Source organism: Nocardia sp. NPDC005366 (assembly GCF_040606855.1).
Taxonomy (GTDB): Bacteria; Actinomycetota; Actinomycetes; order Mycobacteriales; family Mycobacteriaceae; genus Nocardia.
Map to the genome: position 1 here is coordinate 316,320 of NZ_JBEXFQ010000003.1, position 25,231 is coordinate 341,550.

Below are 25,231 nucleotides of genomic sequence, written 5' to 3' on the forward strand. Positions count from 1 at the left end.
ATTCATTACCGGCACACAGCGATGAGGACCGGAACGCGGCTGGCTTGCAGCACCGCCTGACTGACGGAGCCGAGCGCGGCGCCCGCAATTCCGCCTCGCCCGCGGCTGCCGAGCACCACCAATTGCGCGTGCCGGGCGGCCTCGAGCAGTCGCTGCGCCGGGCGGCCTTCGACGACGACTCGATCCACGCAAACATCCGGATACTTGTCGGTGAAGCCGGCCAGGCTTTCGCCGAGCAACGCCTCGGCTCGCTCCCGCGCTGTGCTGGGTGCGCCATTTCGACCGGACCATGTCGTCACCGCCACAAGCCCTACCTTCCGACTCGCCGCTTCGTCGAAAGCGATACCCACCGCGTGAGCGCTACATCGCGACCCGTCGACGCCCACCAGGACCGGAACATGGGACGAAGGCGGCACCGTTTCCACGACAGCCGGAATGACGGCCACGGGACAATCGGCGCGCTTCATCAGACCGACACCGACCGATCCGAACAGCACACGCTCCAACGGATCCAAACCCCGAGCGCCGATGACGAGTAACTGGGCCGCCGCTGACCGCGCGGCCAAAGCCGCGACCGGTGACGGCAGATCGAGGAAGGTGTGAACCTCGACATCCCCGGCAGAGCCACCCAACTGACCCACGATGCTTCGTCCCTCGCCGAGCGCGGACTCACCTATCGTCCGGTATGCGCTGATATCGAACAACAGGGAGCCGATCAAAGGCACGGCATGGACCGGGACGCCGATGGCGTGCACAAGGTGCAGCGGCGCCGCACGGCGGGCAGCCATCGCCGCGGCCCAGCGAATGGCGGCCAGCGACGCTGCGGAGCCGTCGACACCGACAACGATAGGACGACGCACGGTCACAGAGTATGGCATTTCGGATCGGGACGGCCCCTCCGAGACCACCCGGGGACCACGCCATCCACCCGGTCAGGACACATTGGGTGAGGCTTGCCGGGGTATCTCCCCTACCTGCGGTTTGCCTGTAAGAAATATGGAGCCGCCTGGGGGAATCGAACCCCCGACCTTTTCATTACGAGTCGAAATCCGCGCGTCCAGCGGCGGTCTGCTGACATCCGTACCCCTACGCGCAGTGGCGAAACGCTTCCGTGGGGGTTTCTCCGTGTCTGGGATCGTTCGGGGAACATGTGGCAACGTCGTGACAACTTCACGCATCCGGGCGGGCCGCCACTCATCGGTCGCCGCTCGGCCCGCTCATCTTGGACGAGGTCGTGTCAGGGGCGTTCTTTTTTCCCTTATCCAGGTCAGCGATCTCATGAAATGTGAATTGCAACACAAACCAATTGGTATAGGGAGCGTCGATACCCTCTGGTGCGGTTCAGTCCATCTATGGCAACTAGTCCGTTATTATACCGGACTATACCGTCCGGTAGCACACCGGACAGTCCATACTGACACACCGCGATTCGGCCTACTAGACCATCACAAGATGGGGATATCGCCCCGCCGATCGTCCTCAGTGACACACAGTGACACACCCTGTGCTACCTCCGACTGGCTCCCACTGAACCGAAAATTTGACCGGCACGGTCCAGTCGATGAACCCTGGTTTCGGGTAGTTGCAGCACTCGTCAGCGTCGGCGCTCCTAGCTAGGCTTCCACCTACCGAACGCCAGCGCATCCAAGCAACCGGGAAATCCGAATGCTGTTCTGGCTCCGGAAAAGTGCGACCCCCACCCGTCGCAGGGGCAGGGGTCGCGATTGCCCAGTTACCACCCACATGTCAACAGACAGGAAGTACAGGCCCAATGAGCCTAACGGTCAAGCCCGACAACCCACAGCCCCCCGCTGAACCTCCGAGGTCGGAAATTCACCCATTGGTCGTCCTGTCCCTGGCATTGAGCCTGGCGGTAGGCACAGGGTTCCTAGCTGGGTGGGCCGCCGCAGTCACTGTGCTTCTCGCGGTGCTCGCACTCTTCGGACGCGGTCGACCGGGGCCAACCGAGTAGCGATTGACGACGTGAAGACCGGCACCTTGCATTGCGCCGGTCTTCACTGTCCAAGTGGTGCGAGTGGCCCACCTGCACCTTTGGGGCTGGCGGCGTTGGTCTGCGTCTGGTCTCTTGCAGTGTGCTGCGGACGGTCTGCGGACCGCAGCGACTTCGATCGACTGCACCGGGTCACGGGATATGTCGCCTGCCTGGTCGACCAGGCATCCTGGGATGGTAGTCGGCGATGAAGGGGGTTCGGTGGTGGGTGCGATCAATGTGGGTGTCGTCGGATTCCGGTGGGGGTGCTGGAAGTGTTCGGAGACAGTTCAGTGTGTTGTAGGTCCGTATCGGTACGGTGACAAGCTGATCCCGCTGGGTGATCCGGCGATGCTGATAGCTCGCGAGATCCTGAACCAGGTGGGCAAATCCGATATCGCGGAGCTGCTGGTGCCGTCCCGCTATGCGAACGGCACCCGCGGTGAACTCGCTTCCCACTGCGCGAGTTGTGGCGTAGTGCAGGGCAACTACTACGTCCAGCAACGTGCGTTGGAATCCCTCGTTGAGTCGGATGGGAACATCGAAATCCTCGACCTCCTCGCGGATGGCTCGTACGACGAGGCAGCATGGTCAGAGCTGGTTTCTGATGAATATTCCAGCGTGATCTACTTCTAGGCGTTCGTCCGGAACTGCATCACGGTTCATCGTAGGCATCGTGCTGGCACTTTGCATTGTGCCCCCGATGGTGTTCCCCGAGGACTAGAGATGTGTCACCCGGCCGTTTCTTGGTGACTTCCCTTCCCCTGCTTCCTCATACTGGCCATCCCTGAGCGGAGGGAGGTCGTGTCAAGGGCGCTCTTTCCCTTGACTCGACCGAGTGAGGTCAGATAATCGGGCCATGAGGAGGCAGGGGTTCGCAACCCTCGCTGCCCCGTCGAGAAGGTGCCACTTGCTGCCGTCGGTCGCCGGATTCGTTCAGCAATTCATTCGCGCAGGTCAACTCGGTTCAGATCGATCACTGGGCCACTCGGGATTCGCGAGCGTCCACACTCCTGCATGAGGTAATCGTGAGGCCGACGGTCGCCCAAACTAGCCTTACTTACGCTACGAGACGAGCGTGGTGCGTACACTCACCGCGTGCGAATTAGGAGGCTGCGGACGCACTGGAGGACGATAGCTGGCGTGGCTCTCACGTTGCTTGCGGTGGCGATCATCCTTCTGCTCGCGTTCCTATCGGGAGCGGATAAACCTCCCTCTCGCAGTACGAATCTGCTCATCAGTGTGGTTGCTGTTGGCTGCCAGTTTGCGGCTGCCTGGCTGTTCAGTGCAGTCGGTCGAGCAGACCCAACGCACGTGCAGGCATCCGCCCGACGCATGATCGCCTTCGGTCGACAGGTGGCAGTGACGAAGCGGGCCGCGGAAGAGATGTTCGAGAAGGAGAATCCGCGCCCATCTGTGATGCAGTTCAAAACTCAGATGGGCATTCTCAGCGCTGAGTTGAGCAAGTACGAGGACGATGCGGTCGGGTTCATCGACGATTGGCGTCTCGTTAACGAAAAGGCAGTTGAACGGGCAGGAAGGGCAGGGCGTTGAGCGACGACAGTGTTCTTGAAGGTCACGTAGCCGCAGTGTTCGGGCCTCGGGAAATCTTGATCGATCTCGGATGGCAACAAGGGGTTCAGATCGGTACTCGGTTCGTCGTTCTGGGTCCTCCGGTAGAGATCCCACTTGACGGTGCCGGTGAGACAGTCGAGATCAGGTTGCCAAAAACGATCGTCAAAGTCGTTCGTTTCGAGGGGGATTCAGCTTCGGTGGCGCGCACGTTCCGGACGGTCAAAGGCACTCCTGGGTTTAGTGCTTCGATTCTCGGAGCTTCAAACGACCGGCCGGAGAAGTTTGCGTATGAGGACGACGAGTTGATCGATGAGGGCCGCGACAGAGTGGTACGTCGCGGCGACCTTGTCCGGGTGACCAAGGGCGACGAGTACCTAGACGATGACATCTAGTTGAGGGTTTGCGCAGCCACACGTTCCCTATCGGTGAGGTACCGGGTCCGCCGTCGTTCGCCGGATTCGTTCAGCAATTCATTCGCGCAGGTCAGTCCGGTTTCGGAGTTCCTGTGACCGGACCACAGCCAGGCCCCACGTGCGAGTGTCCGGCGGATTCGGTCGACAGCTGCGGGAGAGCAAGTCGGGGACGGCTCACGGAGTGCCCAGCACTGCTCAGTGAACGAAAAGCGGTCAGCTCTGGAGAGTCCGCGTGCTTCCACGTCGCCGAAGCGGATGCCAGAACACGCGAACAGGTCCAAATGCGCTCCGGCGGCCAAGCGCTGCCGACGCGCCGCCGCTCCGGTGGCCGAGGAGCCTGCGACGAGGACGCCGTGGTGCTGCGTGGCGCGGCGGCGGCGCGTAGCGCCGCCGGTGCGCTCTTGACTCTATATAGCGAAATTCAGCAACCACTTGCCTACGGTGACGGGCGCTGTTCAGTCTCTGAACCTGTCAGGCTGCGAAGTGCGTCGAGTAGCACCGACATGCTGACAATCGTTGATGCAGGTGAGTACTGGGCGAAGCGCTCTGCTTTTCCTGGCTTGTTCGCAAATCCGATCGCCGGAACAGCTGCGGCGTGAGCGGCTTTGAGATCGGTGACCGAATCGCCGGTGAACGTCGATCCTTCGGGTTGAACTCCGAGGGCCGATAAGGCGGCGACAAGTAGGTCAGGACTCGGCTTGAGGCGGGTTTCTGCTGATCGTCGAGCGAAGATGCCGGACACGTGCCCGCTCACGTTGTGAGCCGTCAGATAGGCGCGGATAGCGGTCGTCGAGTTGTTGCTGACAATGGCGACGGAACCGCCGGGGCGTTGGGCTGCCTCACGGATGACGTTGTGGGCGTCGGGGGTTGGCGCTGCGCAGTTGACCGCCTCGATTTCGAGCTCAGTGAGCTTGAGTTCGACGGCTGTCGCGACAGTGGGCGATAGGGCTGCGGCATACTCGAGAAGTTCGAACGGGTCGGAGGTCGCGCGGAGATGGGGCGGTAGCGGGGCGCCGAACGTTCCTTCGAGTTCTTGTGCGGCATGTCGGCTGGATATGCCCGAAAAGACCGAACAGACGGGGCCGTCGAAGTCGAGCAGTAGGCAGGGTCGTGCGGTTAGCAGCTGGCGAAGGTTGGTCACGGGTTGTAGTCCCGTGCAACGGAGTTCCAGATGCTGTCGAACCACAGCTGAGATTGCGAGACGAATTGGCTTCCTGCCGAGTCCGGGTCGACGTCGCGGGAGTGATGGAACAGCGTGGCGTCCTTGCCCATGAGATCCCAGATCGGCACGTCTTCCTCGTCTAGCGGAACAGCATGTTCGATGACTGGGTAGTACCCGAAGAACGTCTGTTCGCCATTGAGAATGTACAGCTTGAACAGCGGCACGGCCGGATAGGTTCGGATCTGGGCTGTCGCGCTGTCGACCAGGCCGAGGCGCCCGAGTTCGGTGACAGATTCGACGACCGCGGTGCCGTGGCGCTCCATGATTCTCGCCGCTCTTTTGCGAAAAGCGGGGCTGTCCTCGAGGTTGTCCACCTTGGCGGGCAGACTCCAGGGGCGCGACGCGTCGGGAACGAGCAGCCGGACCGAGAGGGTTTCGGGCCGTAGGCGACCTTCCCTGATTCGGTCGAGTGGTTCGGCAATCGCTCCGTGCAGCGTCTCGCCTGAGAAGCCTGCAAAGTCGACGGTGACACTCGTCGCTTCGAATGCCTGCTCGATATGGGGCCGCAGTCCAACGGGTCGTTCTGTACGTTCCCGAACAAATGTCCCGCTTCCTGCCCTGCTGACAACCAAGCCTTCTTCGCGAAGCGTGCGGATAGCCGACTCTGCGGTTGCCTTCGCGACGCCGAATCGCTCGACCAACTGAGGCCCAGACGGTATCCGCTCCCCTGGCGCGAACTTTCTCGTCAGTATCGCGGCCCGAAGGATGTTCGCGATCTGCTGCGAGGCAGGGCGGGGATCGTCAGGGTCGATTGCGTCCATCGTGGCAGTTTAGCGTTCTTCCCTAGGTAATTCATGTAGCCCTTGATCTCCCTAGGGAGCTAGTCTAAGCTCGAAGCTACCTAGGGAGACTAGGGCGAACGAAAGCAGTAGCGGGGAGACTCAAATGACCGGTCGACTGAATGTCGTTTCCAAGGCCGCACCGCCCCGGCCGTCACGTCTGAATGTGGCGGGCACGTGCCGCTACTGCCTGCGTCGCGACTGCGAGCGGATCTCGTGCGTCGAGTCCTACGAGTCGACGGTGTGCGCGGTGTGTGGCGGTACGGAGTACGTCGCCGGTCATCTCGATCCGGAGGACGCGTCGGAGCGTTGCGTGGCGCCTGCTTGCTACGGCGGTCTGGTCATGTCGCGTCCGAAGGCGGTGTGATCATGGCTGCGAATGCTGTTCTGCGTGAAGCGATCCTGAATGCCGGGATGACTCCGGTGATGTTGGCCGAGCGGGTGCGCGTGGACGCGAAGACCGTGGAGCGGTGGGTGGCCCAGGGGCGTCGTCCGCATCCGGTGACTCGTCACGCGGTGGCGACTGCGGTGGGTCGGCCGATGGCGGAGTTGTGGCCGCTGGATGGCGCGGCGCCTGTTGCGGCTGCTCCGGTGGTCGCGGGTGTGTCGTTGGCCGATGTGTTGGACCGGTTGCTGATCGTGGCTGCTCGTCTGGATCGGCTGACCGAGCGTCTGGAAGCGGTGGAGAAGGCCAGCGAGGGACTGGGGGTTCCGGCGTGATGTCGACGAAAGCGGAGCGGGCGAAGACTCGTCGAGCGCAAGAGCGGCAAGAGCGGCAAGACATGATCGATGACGGCTTGCGGTGGAAAGCAGCGGATCTGGCTCGTCGTGCGGCGGCGGCGGTCGAAGGGGATATCGGGGAGTACTTCTGATGACCGAGAACCCCACTGCCGTGGCCGGTACCGCTCCGGCCGGTGCCGTACCGCCGAATCGTCAGACCGCCGCTGAGCGTCGCGCGATGCCGGACTTCCGCGATATCGCCGAAGCGGTGGCCGTCGAGAAGGGCGTGTGCGCTCGGGTGGTGCCGATGCGGGCATTCGACACCACCTCCGGTCGTGTCTCCTACGTCGGTGCTCCGTGCAAGGCGACCGTGGCGACGACATGCCCGGCGTGTGCGAAGGCGAACAAATCCGTGCGGATGACCCAGCTGCGCGAAGGGTGGTGCGCCGAACACGAACCGGTGCAACCGCAACCGTTGGTCACCCAGGCACAGACCGACGTGCTGGCCGCTCGGGCGTCGCTGTTCACCGACTACCACGACGCGCGTCGCGAGGGTGATAACGAACTCGCCGAAGCGGTCAAAGACCTCGTGGCCGATCTGGATGTCGAACTTCGAGAACTCGGGGTGCGGGGCCGTCTGCCAGCACTCGACCAGAAACCGCGTCGGCGGGCCAAGTCGACCAGGCGCCGGGAGGATCTGCCGGACCTGCCCCGCAAGAAGGTCGCCCGCACCACGATCGGCACCGCCTACGCCAACGGCAAGTACCGGCCCTCGACGTTCTGGACCCTGACCATGCCCTCCTACGGGCACATCAACCGCGTGTGGGACCCGACCGGCGGCAAGGACAAACAAGGTGCGTGGGTCTCCGACGGCTCACCACGTGACCCGGAGTCCTACGACTACCCGCGCGCGGCCCGCGACATCATGCACATGAAAGCTCTGTTCGATCACTGGATCATCAACCTGCGCCGCGCGGTCGGTTGGGATGTGCAGTACTGGGCCAGTGTCGAACCGCAGAAACGCGGCGCTCCCCACATCCACCTCGCTATCCGGGGCTCGATCCCGACCAAACTCCTGTACGCGGTGACCGCGGCGACCTACCGCAGTATCTGGTGGCCGCACTTCGGCCGCGAGAACGAAGTCTATTCAGGCGATCACATGCCGGTCTGGGATCACCGGGCGGGCACGTTCGTGGACCCGAAGACCGGGCGGGCGTTGACCGAGTGGGACGACGCCATCGAGGTCATCGACTCCGTGGATGACCTGGAACCGGCCCACACCATGAAATTCGGGGCCGAGTCCAAACCGGTCCAGATCCTCGCCGGGACACCGGAAATGGATCGCAAGGTGGCGTATCTGACGAAGTACCTCACCAAGTCGGTCGGCGAAATCCTGGAGTCCGACAGCCCTCGCGTGAACCGCCACTACGACCGCCTGCACGAGGAGTTGCAGCGCACTCCGTGCCGACCCTCGTGCGGGGTGTGGCTGCGCTACGGCATTGTGCCCAAGGACGCGACCGAGAAGACGCAACCGGGGCGTTGCCGGGGCAAGAACCATCGCCGTGACGCGCTCGGCGTCCCGGGCAAACGGTGCAACAACTCCCGCAAATGGAGCGGCAAGACCCTGGTCGATCACAAGGCCGAACGGATGGAGTTCGTTCGCGGGAAGCTGGCCGCGCTGGGGATCTTCCCGCCCGATACCTCACACCTGCGGATCACTCCTGTCGGTCCGGGTGACCGGGACGCGCCTCCACGCTCGCACCTGATCATGTCGCTGGTCGGGCTCAAACTCGGTCAACGCGCCGAGTTGGACACGGCCATGCTCGAACGTGACGAAGGACCACCGGGCGACGAACCGGTTTCACGTGAAACCGTTGCAGTGCAACAGGATTCACGATCTCAGATGGCAGCATAGGGAGGAACCCGCCATGTCGAAATTGCTCAACGAGACCGAGGTCCGCAAGCTGATTCCGGTCGGGCACAGCAAGTACTACGAACTGATCGGTTCCGGCGCGCTGCGGTCGGTCAAGATCGGTCGTCGTCGCTTCGTCACCGAGCAGGCGGTCATCGACTACATCTCCGGTCTCGACCAGGCTGCGGCATGAGCAGGAGACAGTTGCCGCCGCAGATCGAGAAGATCACGCTCAAGAGCGGCGCGATTCGGTATCAGGTGACAGCCGAGGCGGGGACGGACCCGGAGACGGGCAAGCGGCGGCAGACGAAGAAGCGCTATCGCACCGAAGCTGAGGCGCGCGATGCCCTGGCCGAGACGTCGACAGCTGTTCGCCGTGGCACCTACGTTCCGAAATCGGCATTGACCGTGGAGCAGGCGTGCGAAGACTGGTTGGCGGGCAAACGTGTCCGCGGTACCACTGCCTCGAACTACCGGAACGCGCTACAGCCTGTCCGCGACAGGTACGGCACCGAGGCGGTTCAGAAGCTGTCGAAACGGCACCTGGATGACCTCGTGTCCGCGCTGCTGGCCGGGACTGCGAAGAAGGCCAACGGACAGAACCGAAGGCCGTGGAAGCCTGAGACGACCAACGCCACCTTGGACCGGCTCGAGTCCGTGCTTGAATCACTGATCGCAGAGGGGAAGTTGGTCCGCAACGTCGCGGCGCTGGTCGACCGCGTGCCGACCGGACCGAAGAAGAAGCACGTCACCTACTCCGAGGCCGAGGTACGTAAGGTCCTGGCGGTCGCGGCCAACGATCGCAACCGCCACGCCTGGCACATGGCACTGTCGGGACTTCGCCGCGGTGAGATCGGCGGGTTGCGCTGGACGGACGTTGACCTGGCCGCTGGGCTGCTCACCATCGCCAACAATCGCGTCTCGGTGAACGGCAAGGCCGAGGAGTACGACCCGAAGTCCGAGGATTCCGAGCGAACCTTGCCGCTCACTCCGACGTTGATGGCGGAACTGCGGGCAGCACGCAAACGGCAGGCATCCGAGAAACTGGCACTCGGTGAGGCGTACGGGCCTGGCACGCATGTCGTGGTCAACGAGGCTGGCGCGTCGTATCACCCGGACACCCTGACCGACTATTGGGAGAAGATCACCAAGAAGGCTGGGGTGCGCCGAATTCGACTGCATGATGCACGTCACACCTGCGGAACTCTGATGCATCTTCAGGGGGTGCCGATCGCAGTGATCGCGGAGTGGCTGGGGCACGCTGACAGCGCGTTCACGATGCGTACCTACGTGCATTCACAGAACGATGCGTTGGTCTCGGCGGCGGGCACTTTGGAAGCCCTTGTGGCAAAACGTGACAAGACCGGGCAGACACCGACTCGGAGCAAGCGTCGGAAGGGTCGAAAAACGGCTGGTTAGGGCCGCTTTTCGAGTGGAGCCGCCTGGGGGAATCGAACCCCCGACCTTTTCATTACGAGTGAAGCGCTCTACCGACTGAGCTAAGGCGGCGTGCCTTTCGGCCACGCGAGTCTATCGTCTCGGGGGCCGGATCGCGAAAACGCGTGGTCGGGGGTGGTAGTCAGTCAGCCTGGGCGGCGATGAGGGAGGCGACCATGGCCGCGACGGCGAAGCGAGGTTTGACATTGAGGTCGAGGGCTTCGCGGCACCCGAGTACGGCTTCGATGGAGCGGAGCAGACCTTCGGGGCGAACACGGTCGGCGAGTTCGTGGATCTGGTCGGACAGGTCCGGGTGGGTGAGGGTGACCCCGGAACCGTTGCGAGCGGCCCCGTATCGGACGACGAGTGCGTCGCGGTAGACACCCGCCACATCGATGAGAGCGCGGTCGAGGGCGTCGCGGCCGGTGCGGGTCGCTCGGGATTTCTGGCGACGTTCCAGGTCTTTCAGCACGCCCGCCGAACCACGGGTCGCGCTCGCGGAACCCTTTCCTGTGCCGCCCGCGCCGAGGGCGGTGGCCAGTTCGTCGCGTTCGCGTTCGTCGCGGGCCGCGCTCATCTGTTTGGCCTCGTCGTCGGCGGATTTCACCAATTCGTCGGCGGCGGCATACGCCGCGCCTGGCCGCGATACCGCACCGACCAGCGCCAAGGCGCGTTTTCTGCGGGACCGGGCCTCCTCGTCGGTGGCGAGTCGACGGGCGCGCCCGACATGTCCGCCGCTGATCGAGGCGGCCAACCAGGCTGTCTTCTCATCCAGTCGATCGCGTTCGTGCAGCACCCGCGCGATCGAGGACACCGACGGAGTCACCAAGTGCACGTGCCGACAGCGCGAACGCAGGGTGATCGAGATGTCCTCGGGATCGACCGATGGCGCGCAGAGCAGGAAGACCGTGCGAGCCGGCGGTTCTTCCACCACCTTCAACAGCACATTCCCCGCGGCCTCGGTGAGCCGGTCGGCGTCCTCGATGACGACCACCTGCCAACGCCCGGTACTCGGCCGCCGGGAGGCGATCTGCACGATGTCGCGCATCTCCTTGGTGCTGATACTCAGCCCCTCCGGGATGACCCGGCGCACGTCACCGTGGGTGCCCGCCATGGTGGTGGTGCAGGCGTGACAGCTACCGCATCCAGGGGTTCCCGTGTCGGTGCATTGCAGCGCGGCCGCGAAACACAGTGCCGCGACGGATCTGCCTGATCCGGGCGGTCCGGTGAACAGCCACGAATGGGTCATCGCCCCCTCGATCACCCCCGCGCGGGCCGCGATCGCGGCAGCCGTCAGCTCGGATTCGACCGCATCCTGGCCGACCAACCGATCGAAGACACCCGCCACGCCGTACACCCTAGCCGCCCGCACCGACAGGACTCACCGCCATCGCCGGGTCAGGATTTCTTCGCGGTCGTCTTCTTGGCGGTTGTCTTCTTCGCCGCGGCGGTGGTCTTCTTCGCCGCGGTCGTCTTCTTCGCGGCGGTCTTCTTCGCCGCCGTCTTCTTGGCGGTCTTCTTCACCGGCCCGCGCGCCCGCCGATCGGCGAGCAGCTCCGACGCCCGTTCATCCGTAATCGATTCCACCGCATCGTCTTTACGCAGGCTGGCATTGGTCTCGCCGTCGGTGACGTACGGTCCGTAACGGCCGTCCTTGATCACCATGGGCTTGCCGGTAGCCGAATCGTTTCCGAGTTCGCGCAACGGTGCGGCGGTGGCCGCCCGCCCGCCACGACGCTTGGGCTCGGCGTAGATCTTCAATGCCTCCTCCAGCGTGACAGTGAAGATCTGATCCTCGTCGGCCAGCGACCGCGAATCGGTCCCCTTCTTCAGATACGGCCCGTAGCGGCCGTTCTGCGCGGTGATCTCCTCGCCCGAGGCCGGGTCGGTTCCGACCACGCGTGGCAGCGACAACAGCCTGAGCCCGTCATCGAGGGTGATGGTGGCCAAATCCATGGATTTGAACAGCGAGCTGATGCGCGGCTTCGGTCCCGCGGCGGCCTTCTTGGCCGTTTTCTTGGCGGGCGCCGCCGTTTCCTCGACCGCCGGTTTCGGCAGGACTTCGGTGACGTAATCACCGAAACGTCCCTTCTTGGCGAGAATTTCGTGCCCGGTCGCCGGATCGACGCCGAGTACGCGGCCCTCCTGCGGCGTGGAGAACAACTCCTCGGCGACTTCGGAGGTCAGTTCGTCCGGGGGAAGGTCATCGGGCAGATTGGCCCGCTGCGAGATGACATCGCCGTCGGGGTCATCGGGATTGGTGATCATCCGTTCCAGATACGGCCCGTACCGGCCGACGCGGACCACCACGTCGCGCCCCTGGTCGTCACTGAACAACTTGATCGAATTGATCTCGCGCGCATCGATATCGTCGAGTTGTTCGCCGACCATCTTCTTCAGTCCACCGGACCGCGCGACCGAACCCTCGGCTCCGCTGTCCCCGCCGAAGTAGAAGCTGGAAAGCCAGTTTCCGCGTTGTTCACGACCACCGGCGATCGCGTCGAGATCGTCCTCCATCGCCGCGGTGAAGTCGAAGTCGACCAACCGGCCGAAATACGCCTCCAGCAATCCGACGACCGCGAACGCCACCCACGACGGCACCAGCGCGCTACCGCGTTTGTACACGTAACCACGATCGAGGATCGTCTTGATGATCGATGCATACGTGGAAGGACGCCCGATCCCGAGCTCCTCCAACATCTTGATCAGCGACGCTTCGGTATAGCGCGCGGGCGGATTCGTGCTGTGCCCATCCGGATTCAGCTCGACCGCGGTGACGCTCTGACCCTCGTCCAGGGCGGGAAGCCGGGACTCGGCGTCGTCGGACTGACCACCCGCCTCCTCGTCCACACTTTCCACATAGGCCTTGAGGAAGCCGGGGAAGGTGATGGTGCGACCCGAGGCGGAGAACACGCATTCCTCGCCGGTACCCGCGACGCCGGTGATGCGCAGCGTGAGCGTGGTGCCACGCGCGTCGGCCATCTGCGAGGCCACCGTGCGCTGCCAGATCAGTTCGTAGAGTCGGAATTCGTCGTTGTCCAACCGCGAATGGAGCTGTCCCGGGGTCTGGAAGGTGTCACCGGAGGGACGGATCGCCTCGTGTGCCTCCTGGGCGTTCTTGACCTTGCGGGTGTATTGACGCGGCGACGGCGAGACGTACTCCGCGCCGTACAGTTGCGTCGCCTGCGAGCGAGCCGCGGCGATCGCCGACTCCGACAATGTGGTCGAGTCGGTACGCATGTAGGTGATGTAGCCGTTTTCGTAGAGCCGCTGCGCCACCCGCATGGTGCGTTCGGAGGTGAAACGCAGCTTGCGCCCGGCCTCCTGCTGCAATGTCGAGGTCATGAACGGCGGATACGGTTTACGCGTATACGGCTTCGCCTCCGCCGAGGAGACCACGAGATCAGCGCCGTCGAGCGCCTCGGCGAGACGACGCGCGTGGGCTTCGTCCAGGACGATGACGCCGTTGGCCGTTTTCAGCTGCCCGTCCGGACCGAAATCGCGACCGGCCGCGACCCGCGCACCGTCCACATTGACCAACCGCGCACCGAAGGTCCGCGGATTGGTCGCGTCGTTCTCTTCGCCGGATCCCGCGTCGAGCTTGGCGGCGATATCCCAGTATTCGGCCGAACGGAACGCCATGCGCTCACGTTCACGCTGCACGATCACCCTGGTCGCGACCGACTGCACCCGGCCCGCCGACAGTCTCGGCATGACCTTCTTCCACAGCACCGGACTGACCTCGTAACCGTAGAGCCGGTCGAGGATACGGCGGGTCTCCTGCGCGTCGACCAGATCGGGATCGAGTTCACGGGTATCGGCTGCCGCCGCGAGAATCGCCGGTTCGGTGATCTCGTGGAACACCATCCGGCGCACCGGCACCTTGGGTTTGAGCGTCTCCAGCAGATGCCAGGCGATGGCCTCGCCCTCGCGGTCGGGGTCGGTGGCCAGGTAGAGCTCGTCGGCGTCCTTGAGCAGACTCTTCAGCTCGGTGACCTTGGCCTTCTTATCCGGACTCACCACATAGATCGGCTCGAAGTCGTTGTCGACGTCGACACCGAGGCGCGCCCAGGATTGACCCTTGTATTTGGCGGGCACATCCGCGGCGCCGCGCGGAAGGTCCCGGATATGACCGACAGAGGCCTCGACCGTGTAATTGCGCCCGAGATAGGGCGCGATCTTGCGGGCCTTGGTCGGGGACTCGACGATCACGAGACGACGCAGGGGACGGCCCTGGTCGGCTGCACCGCGGTCTCGTGCTGCCACCGGCGAATACACCTTTCATTCTCGACCCACGCGATGCTGTTACGCGCATTGCGCGGCTGGGGTAAAGCAGCGGCTACTGCTCATGTCGCTACCAGACACGTTTATACCTTGACGCCGGCTGCGGTCGAGCGCTTGCGACCCGAACCACCGAGCGTACGTGGTCACTGCCGTTCAGTATGCAGTGTCCCCGACCACGCCCGCCGCGAGGTGATCGGGCTCGGCTGTATCCGACGTGTCCTGCCCCAGATATAGCTCGTCCCCCACCCCCGTTACCGGCGGGTGAGGGACGAGCTGAATCGTGGCGTCGCTCAGGAGAGCGCGCGAACTCCGGTGGCCTGCGGGCCCTTGGTGCCCTGGCCGACCTCGAACTCGACCTTCTGGTTCTCCTCGAGGGTACGGAAGCCGGACCCCTGGATCTCGGAGTAGTGGACGAAGACGTCGGCGGACCCGTCCTCGGGCGCGATGAAGCCGAACCCCTTCTCCGCGTTGAACCACTTCACAGTTCCCTGTGCCATTCTGTTCCTTCTCTTTTCTACCGGAACGGCGGACAACTGGGTTCGTCCACCGGGCCCGTTGAGACCGTTGTACTGTTGGTTCCCCCTGCAGGAAAGCAACCAAGCACACCGTTCGCAACATCGATCCTGCTGACGGTTTGGACTTTGGATCCGTCCCTCGAACACAGAAGCTTGCGACCAGGAACCAGTGAACCATGTCTTCGAGCAATTCAACAGTCGAGTTACCGACAATTTGCAAAAAACTTGATCTTGCGAATGCGCAGGTAAGGGACACAATGCCCGAATCCAGACTTCAGGTTCGTTTGCCTTGCGATAACCGAGTGTGCGTTCAGCAATCCGGCTGTGACCCAGGTCGCTATTTGGTATCGAAAAGTCGCGCGGGGGTTGCTAACTACGCACGTTTCACACTTTCCGCACGTCTCGCGGGCTTTCGCTCGTGAAACCGGCCGACCAAACGACGCGAGCGAACCCTGGCAACCCTCTCGAATACGGGCGATCGTTGCTGAATCGTGTCCTGTCGGGGGCGGCCGATTCCGACCCCCGACTCACCCACGTCGTCGAACTGCCCGCGCGGGCGGCGAGTATCGCTACCTGGCCCGACTGGGTGGCTCCCGAGGTCGTGGCGGCGCTGCGCGACACCGGTATAGCGGCCCCCTGGGTCCATCAGGCCCGGACCGCAGACCTGGCTGCGGGCGGCAGCAACGTCGTGATCAGCACCGGAACAGCATCCGGTAAATCCCTCGGGTACCAACTGCCTGTCCTGACCGCACTACTGGAAGACCCGCGCGCCACCGCGCTCTATCTGTCCCCCACAAAGGCATTGGGCGCCGACCAGTTGCGGGCAATCGGATCGTTGACGCACGAGGGGTCGCTACGCGATATCCATCCCGCCACCTACGACGGCGATACTCCCGCCGAGATCCGGCAGTGGGTGCGCGCCAACAGCCGGTGGATCTTCACCAATCCGGACATGCTGCACCTGGGGCTCTTGCGCTCACATCAGCGCTGGGCCCGCGTGCTGCGCAGGCTGCGCTACGTGGTGATCGACGAATGCCACGCCTACCGGGGCGTCTTCGGCTCCCATGTGGCGCTGGTACTGCGCAGGCTGCGGCGCATCGCTGCCCGCTACGGCGCCGACCCGGTGTTCATTCTCTGCTCGGCGACCACCGCCGAACCCGCCGCCGCCGCATCGCGCCTGATAGGCGCCCCGTGTGTCGCGGTCACCGAGGACGGCTCACCACAGGGCCCGCGGACCGTCGCACTCTGGGAACCTCCGCTGCTCAGCACGGTGACCGGGGAGAACGGCGCCCCGGTCCGCAGGTCGGCGACCTCCGAAGCGGCCCGGATCATGGCCGACCTGGTCGCGGAGGGCGCGCGCACGCTCACCTTCGTCCGGTCCCGGCGAGCCGCGGAACTGACCGCGATGGATGCCAGGCGACTGCTCTCGGAAGTCGATCCGCAACTCAGCGCGCGGATCGCGGCCTACAGGGCCGGATACCTGGCCGAAGACCGACGAGAACTGGAAGCCGCGCTGTCGAGCGGGGAACTGCTGGGGGCCGCCACTACCAATGCCCTGGAACTGGGGGTGGATATCGCGGGCCTCGATGCGGTGGTCATCTCGGGATTCCCCGGGACGGTCGCCTCGTTCTGGCAGCAGGCGGGGCGTGCGGGACGCCGTACCCAGGGATCGCTGGTCATGCTGGTCGCCAGGGATGATCCGCTGGATACCTACCTGGTACACCACCCGGAGGCGCTGCTGGACAAACCCGTGGAAGCCACCATCACCGACCCGCGCAATCCCTATGTACTCGGTCCCCAACTGCTGTGCGCGGCCATGGAACATCCGCTCACCGACGCGGAGGTGGACGCGTTCGGAGCCCGCGAGATACTTACCGAACTGGCAGGTCAGGGCATGATCCGGCGGCGGACCACCGGGCTGGACGGACCCGCGCGCTGGTACGTGACCGCCGATGCGCACCCGCACGACTCGGTCGACGTGCGCGGCGGAATCGGCACCCCCGTGGCGATCGTCGACGCGGAGACCGGCAGGCTGCTCGGCACCGCCGACGCGGGCCGGGCCCCCGCTACCCTCCACGAAGGGGCGGTGCACCTGCACCAGGGCGATACCTATGTCGTCGATGAATTGGACCTCGAAGGCGGGGTCGCCTTCGTCCACGCAGCCGAACCCGGTTGGACCACGAGCGCCAGGCAACTCACCTCCATCGCGGTGGACGCGATCACCGAACAGCGCGAATACGGGTCGGTGGTCAGCGCGTTGGCGCAGGTCAGGGTGACAAGCCAGGTGATCGGATATCTGCGCACGCTCGTCACCGGCGAAGTACTCGGCCTGGTCGAACTGGCACTGCCCGCCCAGATCCTGACCACGCGGGCCGTTCTCTATACCGTCACGCCGGATCTCCTGGCCGCCGCCGGTATCGCAGCGCAGCGGTTACCGGGGGCGCTGCATGCCGCCGAGCACGCGGCCATCGGCTTGTTACCGCTGGTCGCGACCTGTGATCGCTGGGATATCGGGGGTGTCTCCACCGCGGAACATCCCGATACCGGACTCCCCACGATCTTCGTCTACGACGGCCAGCCCGGCGGTGCGGGCTTCGCCGAACGCGGATTCACCCGGTTACGGCAGTGGCTGTCGGCCACCCTCGGGGCCATCGACTCGTGTGGATGTGCGAGCGGATGCCCCTCGTGTGTCCAGTCCCCCAAATGCGGCAACGGCAACCATCCCCTCGACAAGGCGGGCGCGGCCCTGTTACTCACGGCCGTACTGGCCGAGATCGATGACGGCGAACGCGGAATTTCGCCCGGTCGAGGCCCGGATTTCGATTCGTGACAGTGTCGAATCCATAGCGTGACCGGGTCGCCACCGAAGCTGCGATCACCCACCGTCGGCTACCCGGGCCTCCGGACGGCCCCCGTGCACGGATGACTGCCGAATAAAGAGGAACAGGTTCATGTTAACTGTCTTATTGCCGTATCCATTCGCGCGCGACATGCGGATACATTCGCGGCATTTTCTCCGCCGCTTCGGGAATTGATGCAATACCGCAATTATTCGACCACCCCCATTACGAATTAACACCGTCGCGCACTACCACCGAGCGGCGTGTATAGGACCAGTCACTGTTGATCGGTCATAGGTCCCGCTCTCGCGACAGCGTGAACGGTGCGGCGTCCGAGCAGACCTATTGGTACATTCTCTTCCACGCTCACCACGGCGTCCCAATCAGCGACTTCACAACCGCGCATGCGCCCGTGCATGAGTCGCACCACTTCTTCTCCCTCGTTACATCCCGCCTCGGCGCCGGCCGCCAATGCCCCCGCCGCGGCCAAGGCCCCGAGATCCGCAGCGGCCTGCGCCCGGTGCCGCGCGACCACGACCGCGCCCACCTGAGCGATCATCAGCGTGAGCGCCATCAGGGCGGAGATCGCGATGCATCCGAGGATCGTGGCGCCACCCCGGTCCGATCCGGACTTCCCGCTTCGGGGCGCCTCGACGGGACCGAGCGGTTCCGCCGTCCTGACGGCGCCGGGCCACCGCGACATGGCTCCAGCACCTGGTGACGAGTCATCGACGGGATCGGTGACCCACGTTCGGCCTGCTCTCTCCAGCGTCGTCACCGCGTACCGGGTTCCAGTGCTGCGACCGCCTCGGCGCGGAGCAGAAGGGCGGGGAGCACCGGGGTTCTCGCGGAGACCACCGCGATGATGTGATCGCCGTCGTCACGTATGGAGATATCGGCGCCGGGCGGTGCCACTCGACGGGACACCGGGATGGCGTTCACCCGATCGCCGCGCGCGGTGAGGCGGGCCGCCTCGCGCGCGGCGTCGACGCAGCGCACCTGTGTCGACGCCGCCAGCAGGGCGCCGAGACAGCAGAGTACGACGGCGACGATCGCCGTCACCGCGATGGCGGCCTCCACAGTCACCGCGCCCCGCTCACCCACGAGAACCGTTGTACTACAACGCCGTAAATGCGAGGTCAGACAGCTGTGTCGAGCGCCTTCTCGATGATCTTCGTCAGTGCGTTCACGATCGAATCCCCGGTCACGACGCCGTACAGCACCGCACCGAAGGCAGCGGCCGCGATGGTGCCGATAGCGTATTCCGCGGTGCTCATTCCATCGTCCGCCACACTCGCGCGGATCACTCGCGCCCGAATAGTCCACAGCAGCAGTCGCATTCGGCCCCACGTCGGAGCGAACGGGCCGAAGCGCGATACCTGGCCCACCGCACCGCGCTCCCGGATGACAGCGACCTCGGCGGGGTCGACCTTCCACGTCCGGCGCGACGCGGCCCGCGCCGCGCCGCACACGTGACCAGCCCGCCCACCGATCCGGGCGACACCCGCCCGCACCGGCGTCTCCACACCGAACTCTTTCGCGACCCCGACCTCGACAATTGACACCATTGATCCCTCTCCCCTCGGCCCGCGCGGCTATTCCGCGCGGGCAAGTCCCGACAGTGTTCGAACCGGCGCGCGTCGACCTCGTGGCAGTCCCGATGAGAACGGCACGCGGAGTGTCACCGGCACTCGTGTTCGGAGAGTTCGACTCTCCGGCATACTTCGGCCCGCGGGGCCGTTCACCACGTGACGTAATGACGGGATAGAACTCGTCCTCACGCAACGCGATCCGGCGCGGATGGGTGCGGGTTGTCATCGAATCGCGACGGACCCCGACAAGGCCCGACATGACTGGACTGTTCAGAACAGACCGCCGCCGAGGACGTGGGCGGCCAAGCCGATCACGACGGGCACGATGCCGAGGCAGAGGAAGGCGGGCAGGAAGCAGAGTCCCAACGGCCCACCGATGAGCACTCCGGCGCGCTCGGCACGTGCGGCCGCCATATCCGCTACGGCGCCGCGCCGCTGTTCGGCCAGTTCGCCGATGGCGACGGCCAGCGAGGCTCCGGATCGAGCCGAGCGCCGCGCCATCCGTGCCAGTGACTCGATCTCCTCGGACCCCGGCCGACCGCGCGCATCGTGCACCGCACGCTCCCAGGCGGTTGTCGCGTCCGCACCGAGTGCAAGTAGGTCCGAGGCCCGAAAGAGAGCTTCGCGCAACACTTCCGGAGCACCGGAGGCCACCACGGCGACCGCAGCCGCCAAGGGCATTCCGGCCCGCAGGCACGCGGCGAGCAGGTCGAATACCGAGGCCGCCGCGAGCGGGTCGTTCGTTTCGCCGCGTGCTCGATGGTGTGGCGAGGTATCCGGAGGCGATCCGCTCGGGCTCGACGCGCGTAATCGTCGGCCGACCGCGATCCTGCCGGGCGCGACCATCAGGGCGAAAGTGAGTAGCACTACGGCGATCGCGGCCATACGCATCACGGCATCCCCTCGACAAAACCGATTCCGACCGCACACGACAATTCATACGAGCGCCTTTCCCGTGATGGCATCGGTCCACAACAGGCCGGCGCAGACCAGTCCGGCGCCCAGTGGCAGCAGCACGGTCCCCGGACCGGCGTCGAACAGCACCTGCAGCGGGGCCGCGCCCATGAGTTGACCGAGACCGATACCGAGTAGCGGAAGCCCCGCGAGGACGGTCGCCGTGGCGCGAGCACCCGCCAATGCGGCGCCGGTGCGGGCACGGAAGCGGATACGGCCGAGAAGATCCGTGCGAGCGGCGGTGAGTAATTCCGCGAGCGCGAGTCCATGCTGTTCGGCGACCTGCCACGCGTCGGCGATGCGGTCGAGTTCGTCGGCGACGACGGCCTCGGGCAGGCGCAACCCCTCGGCCGCCGAGCCGCCGAGCCTGCTGCGGGCCGCACCGGTCGCGAAAGCCCGCGCCGCGACTCCTCGCGCCTCGGCCGCCGCAATCTCGGCCGCGGCACTCGGGTGCGCACCGACCCGCAGTTCCCCGATCACCGCTTCCAGCGCGTCCAGAACATACGCGCTCTCGACCGCACGCCGACGATCGCGACTTACCCTGCGCCTGCGAACCACAGCGGTCGCTCCCACCAGCATCGCCGCGATCAGCGGCCCGATTCCGAGCAGGATCACGGCGACCGCACCGACAGCCACCGCGATACCGAGCAGGGGTCGGCGCGCGCTCTTTCGCGCTAGCGGTGCACTACCGAGAAGAGCCTCCCGACGACGCGTCGCGGTCGGCCGGGGCGCAACTACGAGAGCAAGCACCAAGCTGACCGATGCGGCCGTCAGATCAGCGGCCATCAGATGTCCCGTTCCGCGAGGAGGCGACCGAGCACAGACTGCGCTGGACTCGGCGCAGCGTCCCAGCGCCACGCGGGGGCGATCTCGACATGGCCCTGCGGGTTGCGTTCGAGCACGCCGATCTCGTGCAGCCCGCGTGTTCCGTCGGTGCGACGGTGCACATGCAGGACGACCTGGACCGCCGCGGCGAGTTGGCTGTGCAACGCCGCCCTGTCCATACCGCCCAGGGCGGCCAGCGCCTCCAGGCGCGCAGGCACCTCGCGTGGCGAGTTCGCGTGTACGGTGCCCGCCCCGCCGTCGTGGCCCGTGTTCAGCGCGGTGAGAAGGTCGACGACTTCCGCTCCTCGCACCTCACCGACGACGATGCGGTCGGGACGCATACGCAGCGCCTGACGGACGAGGTCGCGCACGGTCACAGCGCCGACACCCTCGACATTCGCGGTACGGGCGACCAGGCGGACGACGTGCGGGTGCGGCGGGGCGAGTTCGGCGGCGTCCTCCACACAGATGATGCGCTCCCGCGGGGCCACTTCGGCGAGCAGAGCCGACAGCAGAGTCGTCTTGCCCGCACCGGTTCCGCCGACAACGAGAAAGGCCAGGCGTGCGCGAATGATGTTCTGCAACAAGCCTTCGACCTCTGCCGGGATCGCACCGGCCGCTACCAGGGCATCGAGGCCCTGGGTCGCGGGGCGAAGAATCCGCAACGACAAACAGGTGCCGCCGTGCGCGATCGGGGCCAGCACCGCGTGCAACCTGATGCCGAACGAATCACCCAGTGCCGCTTCGGTTCCCGACAGCTTGCCGTCCACCCATGGCTGTGCGTCGTCGAGACGCCGACCTGCCGACAGGGCGAGCCGCTGCGCGAGTCGGCGCACCGCCGCTTCATCGGAGAAGCTGACCGAGCTCCGCTCCAGCCCGCGTCCGCGATCTATCCACACCGCATCCGGGGCGGTGACCAGGACATCGGCGACCCCCGGGTCGTGCAGTAGCGGCTCGAGCACACCGGCCCCGGTCATCTCGGTCTGGAGCAACCGCAATGCCCGCAGCAGGTCGGTATCGCCGAGTACGCCGCCCGCCTCCGCGCGAATAGCGGCGACCACCTGCGCCGGGTCCGGGTCCGCCGATCCCCCGGCCAACCGCTCCCGCACTCGGTCCAGCAGTTCACCGGTGACCACTGTGTTCATCGCCACTCTCCCGTCGCTCGACCGAACCGACCCCGACAGCCCTGGCGAACCGGGAAACCCGGAACGCGCCCGTCACGCTCGGCGGCAGACAGCTGCCGCACGACCGCCGGGAGGCCGAATTCGGCGATCGAGTGTCGATTCCCCTTGCTGGCGCCGCTGATCCCCTTGGCAGCGCTCACATGTGGACCGGCTGCCCTGCTCATCGCGGCCCCTGACTGTCCGGTGCGCTCACGACCGCGAGGATCGCGTCGGCCGCGGCCCGCAAGGGGCCGCGGCGAAGGGTGAGACCACCTCGTTCGAGCCGAGCGGGAAGACCGGCTTCCGCGCGGACGGCGGCGAGTAGTGGGAGGTCGAGAAGTTCGGCGACTTCGGCTCCCCGCAGTCCACCGGGTGCCGGACCACGGACTATCAAGCCCTGGTTGGGATTTCGATGACGGATATGGGTCGCCACGGATTCCGCCGCGGCGACCGCGCGCAGATGCGCGGGGACGACGAGTACGACCAAGTCCGCGCAGTCGAGCATGCGGTCGGCATGCGGGCCGCGTTCGCCCGAAACATCGCAAATGACGAGATCGCCTGCGGCACGGCCTGCTTCGATGACGGCATGGACTGCGGCGGCGCCGATCTCACCCGGCAATCGACCGGCACCGCCGCGACCGCAGGCGAGGACGGACAGTCCGGGCGCCGCGGCGGGAAGTGCGTCGTGCAGCGCCGCCGCCGAAACCCTTCCGTCTTCGACGACGAGATCGGGCCAGCGCAGCCCCGGCACCGTTTCGATGCCAAGCAGCAGGTCGAGACCGCCGCCGAGCGGTGCGCCGTCGACCAGGACGGTGACGGAGCGAAATCGTTCCGCGGCGGAACGCAGCGCCGTCGCGGCGGCGAGAACGGAGGCTCCCGCACCGCCGCCCGCGCCCGCGATCGCCACGACGACGCCGTCTCCCGCACGATATTCACCGTGCTCAGCAAACTTCTCGATAAGCCCGACCGCCGCACCCGGCAGCGCGATCACTTGCTCCACCCCGACGGCTGCCGCGCATTGCCAATCGGCTAGTTCCGGCTCCCCCTCCGTCACCAGGACGACACCGATGCGCCGGAGGTATCCGGCCTCCGCACAGGCCTTCGCGGCCGGTGTGTCGAGTATCACCACAGGGGCAGAGGCCCAGGTATGGCGGCCGACAGGCAGTTCGCGCTCATCGAGGAGGCGTTCGGCGGCGGCCGCGATACGGCGCACCTCGGCGCGCAGCCGTGGGTCGCCGATGAGGACCAATGCGGGCGGGGCCGCGCCCACCCGTTCCCTAGCGGAATCCATGCAGGTCAGCGTCGCCGAGACGGGAGCGATGCGACAGCCCCGATATGCCGAATGTGGATAACTCGCCAGCTGTGGATGAACTCGGAATCGAGAAAGAGCAGGCGATCGTGCCCGAAATAGAGGACGACCCCAGCCGGGGGGGGGAGGAGGCTGGGGTCGTCGGGGTTCAGCCCCGGGGGGTCGGGCTGAACGCGCCTGGACTATGTCCAGGTGCCAGCAATACTACACCCAAGTCCCGCCCAGAACGCAAGTCTGTCATTGGAGGACTTTGTCGCTACCACCGGCCCCGCTTCCTCTCGGCAAACCTTCGGCATGCGGGTTCCCCGCGTCCGAACGAGGCCTCGCGCGGAGCTGATCGGGCCCATCGAGATCGGCCTCGATATCCGTTCGCCCAGCGCCGGACGTGCGCCGACGGCACCACCACCTATCCTGAACGGGTGACGGGCGAGGACGACCACAGATCGGTTCCGGACCAGACCGCACGGATCGCGGTGACTCCGAATGAACCCACCGCCGCTGGTGCGCGCGTCGCCGCGTTCTTCGATCTGGACAAGACGGTGATCGCGAAGTCGAGCACCTTCGTCTTCAGTAAGCCGTTCTTCGCGCAGGGCCTGCTCAACCGCCGCGCGGTGCTGGAGAGCAGTTATGCGCACTTCCTGTTCCTGCTCTCGGGCGCCGACCACGACCAGATGGAGCGCATGCGCGCTCACTTGACCAATATGTGCGCGGGCTGGGATGTCGAGCAGGTGAAATCCATTGTGGCCGAGACACTGCACGAACTGGTCGATCCGCTGATCTACGCGGAGGCCGCCGATCTCATTGCCGACCACAAGATCCGGGGCCACGATGTGGTCATCGTGTCGGCCTCGGGCGAGGAGATGGTCGGCCCGATCGCCGATGTCCTCGGCGCGTCGCATACCGCGGCCACCCGGATGGTGGTCGAGAACGGTGCATACACCGGCGAACTGGAGTTCTACTGTTACGGGGAGGGCAAGGTCACCGCGATCGAAAAGCTCGCGGCCAGTGAGGGTTACGACCTTTCTCAGTGTTACGCGTACTCCGATTCGGTAACCGATTTGCCTATGTTGCGCGCGGTGGGACATCCGACGGCGGTGAATCCGGACCGCAATCTGCGCCGCGAGGCCACGGCACGGGGTTGGCCGATTCTGACGTTCTCCAACCCCGTTTCGCTCTGGGCACGATTCCAGGCACCGTCATCGGCCACCGTGGCCGCGACCGCCGCCGTCGGCCTCGGCGCGGTTCTGGCCGGCGCGATCACCTACCGAATTCTGCGTAAGCGGCGCTGATCCGTACGGTGCGAACCGACCGTTCGCGGTGGAACGCGGGACGGGACCGGCGGCCTCGCGGCCAGCAATTCAACCACGAAACGCCGGTAGACACGCCGGTAATTTCATGCTTTACGAAGCCTTGAAGTGGGGCCCGTCACAGTGTAGAAAGGTAGCTACGGAAGGGCGGAAGGCCAGGGCTGGACCGGAAGAGAAGGTCGAGTCTCCCAGCCGAACTTCCCAGCACGGACGCCAGGCACCCACGCGGAGCACGCCGCTACAAGGGCAGAAGCGTTGTGGGCCTGCGAGATTCGGATCTCGGCGGCGAGAGCCTCGCACAGGTTGCGGGGATTAACCGACGAAGTCCGGAGCATCGCCGAGGCCGCAGAACACAACCCACCGAGCACGCTTGGTAACCGGGTGGTCCGTGCTA

Annotated in this window: 23 protein-coding genes and 1 tRNA gene; 10 read left to right on the forward strand and 14 right to left on the reverse strand. The window is 65.4% G+C overall.

What is annotated here, in order from left to right:
• Nucleotides 1–5: 5 nt before the first annotated feature.
• Nucleotides 6–860 (reverse strand): universal stress protein, encoded by an 855-nt coding sequence (locus ABZS43_RS05895; RefSeq protein ID WP_355034663.1) that lies wholly within the window; start codon nucleotides 858–860, stop codon nucleotides 6–8.
• 1,325 nt (nucleotides 861–2,185) lie between these two features.
• Between ABZS43_RS05895 and ABZS43_RS05900 the strand changes: the two genes are divergently transcribed.
• From ABZS43_RS05900 to ABZS43_RS05910, 3 genes are all read left to right on the forward strand, one after another.
• Nucleotides 2,186–2,626: a hypothetical protein gene (locus ABZS43_RS05900; protein ID WP_355034664.1), complete on the forward strand. Its 441-nt coding sequence runs from the start codon at nucleotides 2,186–2,188 to the stop codon at nucleotides 2,624–2,626.
• A gap of 507 nt (nucleotides 2,627–3,133) precedes the next feature.
• The gene (locus ABZS43_RS05905) at nucleotides 3,134–3,544 is read left to right on the forward strand and encodes a hypothetical protein (RefSeq protein WP_355034665.1); all 411 of its coding nucleotides are present in this window, start codon (nucleotides 3,134–3,136) and stop codon (nucleotides 3,542–3,544) included.
• The gene (locus ABZS43_RS05910) at nucleotides 3,541–3,957 is read left to right on the forward strand and encodes a hypothetical protein (protein WP_355034666.1); all 417 of its coding nucleotides are present in this window, start codon (nucleotides 3,541–3,543) and stop codon (nucleotides 3,955–3,957) included. The genes ABZS43_RS05905 and ABZS43_RS05910 overlap by 4 nt, the downstream gene beginning before the upstream one ends.
• A gap of 457 nt (nucleotides 3,958–4,414) precedes the next feature.
• Here ABZS43_RS05910 and ABZS43_RS05915 read toward each other — a convergent pair whose 3' ends face one another.
• Nucleotides 4,415–5,119, reverse strand: coding sequence for an HAD family hydrolase (locus ABZS43_RS05915; protein ID WP_355034667.1), 705 nt, complete (start codon nucleotides 5,117–5,119; stop codon nucleotides 4,415–4,417).
• Nucleotides 5,116–5,961 carry a GntR family transcriptional regulator gene (locus tag ABZS43_RS05920; protein ID WP_355034668.1) on the reverse strand — a complete coding sequence of 282 codons (846 nt, stop codon included), beginning with the start codon at nucleotides 5,959–5,961 and terminating at the stop codon, nucleotides 5,116–5,118. The genes ABZS43_RS05915 and ABZS43_RS05920 overlap by 4 nt, the downstream gene beginning before the upstream one ends.
• 124 nt (nucleotides 5,962–6,085) lie before the next feature.
• Between ABZS43_RS05920 and ABZS43_RS05925 the strand changes: the two genes are divergently transcribed.
• The 5 genes from ABZS43_RS05925 to ABZS43_RS05945 all read left to right on the forward strand — a co-directional run bounded on the left by ABZS43_RS05925 (nucleotide 6,086) and on the right by ABZS43_RS05945 (nucleotide 10,030).
• Complete coding sequence (locus ABZS43_RS05925; RefSeq protein WP_355034669.1) at nucleotides 6,086–6,346, forward strand: hypothetical protein; 261 nt, start codon at nucleotides 6,086–6,088, stop codon at nucleotides 6,344–6,346.
• Nucleotides 6,347–6,348: 2 nt separating this feature from the next.
• A complete protein-coding gene (locus tag ABZS43_RS05930) occupies nucleotides 6,349–6,699 on the forward strand; it encodes a hypothetical protein (protein WP_355034670.1) in 351 nt (116 codons plus the stop codon).
• Nucleotides 6,700–6,850: 151 nt separating this feature from the next.
• Nucleotides 6,851–8,614 (forward strand): replication initiator, encoded by a 1,764-nt coding sequence (locus ABZS43_RS05935; RefSeq protein ID WP_355034671.1) that lies wholly within the window; start codon nucleotides 6,851–6,853, stop codon nucleotides 8,612–8,614.
• Between the two features lie 13 nt (nucleotides 8,615–8,627).
• Nucleotides 8,628–8,804, forward strand: coding sequence for a hypothetical protein (locus tag ABZS43_RS05940; RefSeq protein ID WP_355034672.1), 177 nt, complete (start codon nucleotides 8,628–8,630; stop codon nucleotides 8,802–8,804).
• Nucleotides 8,801–10,030, forward strand: coding sequence for a tyrosine-type recombinase/integrase (locus ABZS43_RS05945; protein WP_355034673.1), 1,230 nt, complete (start codon nucleotides 8,801–8,803; stop codon nucleotides 10,028–10,030). The genes ABZS43_RS05940 and ABZS43_RS05945 overlap by 4 nt, the downstream gene beginning before the upstream one ends.
• A gap of 14 nt (nucleotides 10,031–10,044) precedes the next feature.
• Here the strand turns inward: ABZS43_RS05945 and ABZS43_RS05950 are convergent.
• The 4 genes from ABZS43_RS05950 to ABZS43_RS05965 all read right to left on the reverse strand — a co-directional run bounded on the left by ABZS43_RS05950 (nucleotide 10,045) and on the right by ABZS43_RS05965 (nucleotide 14,829).
• A tRNA-Thr gene (locus ABZS43_RS05950) sits at nucleotides 10,045–10,120 on the reverse strand.
• A 70-nt stretch (nucleotides 10,121–10,190) separates the two neighbouring features.
• On the reverse strand, nucleotides 10,191–11,396 hold the full coding sequence (locus tag ABZS43_RS05955; protein ID WP_355034674.1) for a DNA polymerase III subunit delta': 1,206 nt from the start codon (nucleotides 11,394–11,396) through the stop codon (nucleotides 10,191–10,193).
• Nucleotides 11,397–11,446: 50 nt separating this feature from the next.
• Complete coding sequence (topA, locus tag ABZS43_RS05960; RefSeq protein WP_355034706.1) at nucleotides 11,447–14,260, reverse strand: type I DNA topoisomerase; 2,814 nt, start codon at nucleotides 14,258–14,260, stop codon at nucleotides 11,447–11,449.
• A gap of 362 nt (nucleotides 14,261–14,622) precedes the next feature.
• Nucleotides 14,623–14,829, reverse strand: a complete 207-nt coding sequence (locus ABZS43_RS05965) for a cold-shock protein (protein WP_011206895.1) — start codon at nucleotides 14,827–14,829, stop codon at nucleotides 14,623–14,625.
• 499 nt (nucleotides 14,830–15,328) lie between these two features.
• Between ABZS43_RS05965 and ABZS43_RS05970 the strand changes: the two genes are divergently transcribed.
• Nucleotides 15,329–17,677 carry a DEAD/DEAH box helicase gene (locus tag ABZS43_RS05970; RefSeq protein ID WP_355034675.1) on the forward strand — a complete coding sequence of 783 codons (2,349 nt, stop codon included), beginning with the start codon at nucleotides 15,329–15,331 and terminating at the stop codon, nucleotides 17,675–17,677.
• A 287-nt stretch (nucleotides 17,678–17,964) separates the two neighbouring features.
• Here the strand turns inward: ABZS43_RS05970 and ABZS43_RS05975 are convergent, their stop codons facing one another.
• The 7 genes from ABZS43_RS05975 to ssd all read right to left on the reverse strand — a co-directional run bounded on the left by ABZS43_RS05975 (nucleotide 17,965) and on the right by ssd (nucleotide 23,512).
• Nucleotides 17,965–18,390: an Rv3654c family TadE-like protein gene (locus ABZS43_RS05975; protein ID WP_355034676.1), complete on the reverse strand. Its 426-nt coding sequence runs from the start codon at nucleotides 18,388–18,390 to the stop codon at nucleotides 17,965–17,967.
• Nucleotides 18,391–18,461: 71 nt separating this feature from the next.
• Nucleotides 18,462–18,773, reverse strand: coding sequence for a TadE family type IV pilus minor pilin (locus ABZS43_RS05980; protein ID WP_355034677.1), 312 nt, complete (start codon nucleotides 18,771–18,773; stop codon nucleotides 18,462–18,464).
• Nucleotides 18,774–18,826: 53 nt separating this feature from the next.
• Entirely contained in the window at nucleotides 18,827–19,027 is a 201-nt protein-coding gene (locus ABZS43_RS05985) for a DUF4244 domain-containing protein (RefSeq protein ID WP_355034707.1), read from the reverse strand.
• A 522-nt stretch (nucleotides 19,028–19,549) separates the two neighbouring features.
• A complete protein-coding gene (locus ABZS43_RS05990; protein WP_355034708.1) occupies nucleotides 19,550–20,164 on the reverse strand; it encodes a type II secretion system F family protein in 615 nt (204 codons plus the stop codon).
• A 51-nt stretch (nucleotides 20,165–20,215) separates the two neighbouring features.
• Complete coding sequence (locus ABZS43_RS05995) at nucleotides 20,216–20,869, reverse strand: type II secretion system F family protein (protein ID WP_355034678.1); 654 nt, start codon at nucleotides 20,867–20,869, stop codon at nucleotides 20,216–20,218.
• Nucleotides 20,870–21,018: 149 nt separating this feature from the next.
• Nucleotides 21,019–22,203 carry a TadA family conjugal transfer-associated ATPase gene (locus ABZS43_RS06000; protein ID WP_355034679.1) on the reverse strand — a complete coding sequence of 395 codons (1,185 nt, stop codon included), beginning with the start codon at nucleotides 22,201–22,203 and terminating at the stop codon, nucleotides 21,019–21,021.
• Between the two features lie 199 nt (nucleotides 22,204–22,402).
• Nucleotides 22,403–23,512 (reverse strand): septum site-determining protein Ssd, encoded by a 1,110-nt coding sequence (ssd, locus tag ABZS43_RS06005; protein ID WP_355034680.1) that lies wholly within the window; start codon nucleotides 23,510–23,512, stop codon nucleotides 22,403–22,405.
• Between the two features lie 485 nt (nucleotides 23,513–23,997).
• On the opposite strand from ssd, the gene ABZS43_RS06010 reads away from it, so the two are divergent.
• Complete coding sequence (locus tag ABZS43_RS06010; protein ID WP_355034709.1) at nucleotides 23,998–24,819, forward strand: HAD-IB family hydrolase; 822 nt, start codon at nucleotides 23,998–24,000, stop codon at nucleotides 24,817–24,819.
• The last annotated feature ends 412 nt before the right edge of the window (nucleotides 24,820–25,231 follow it).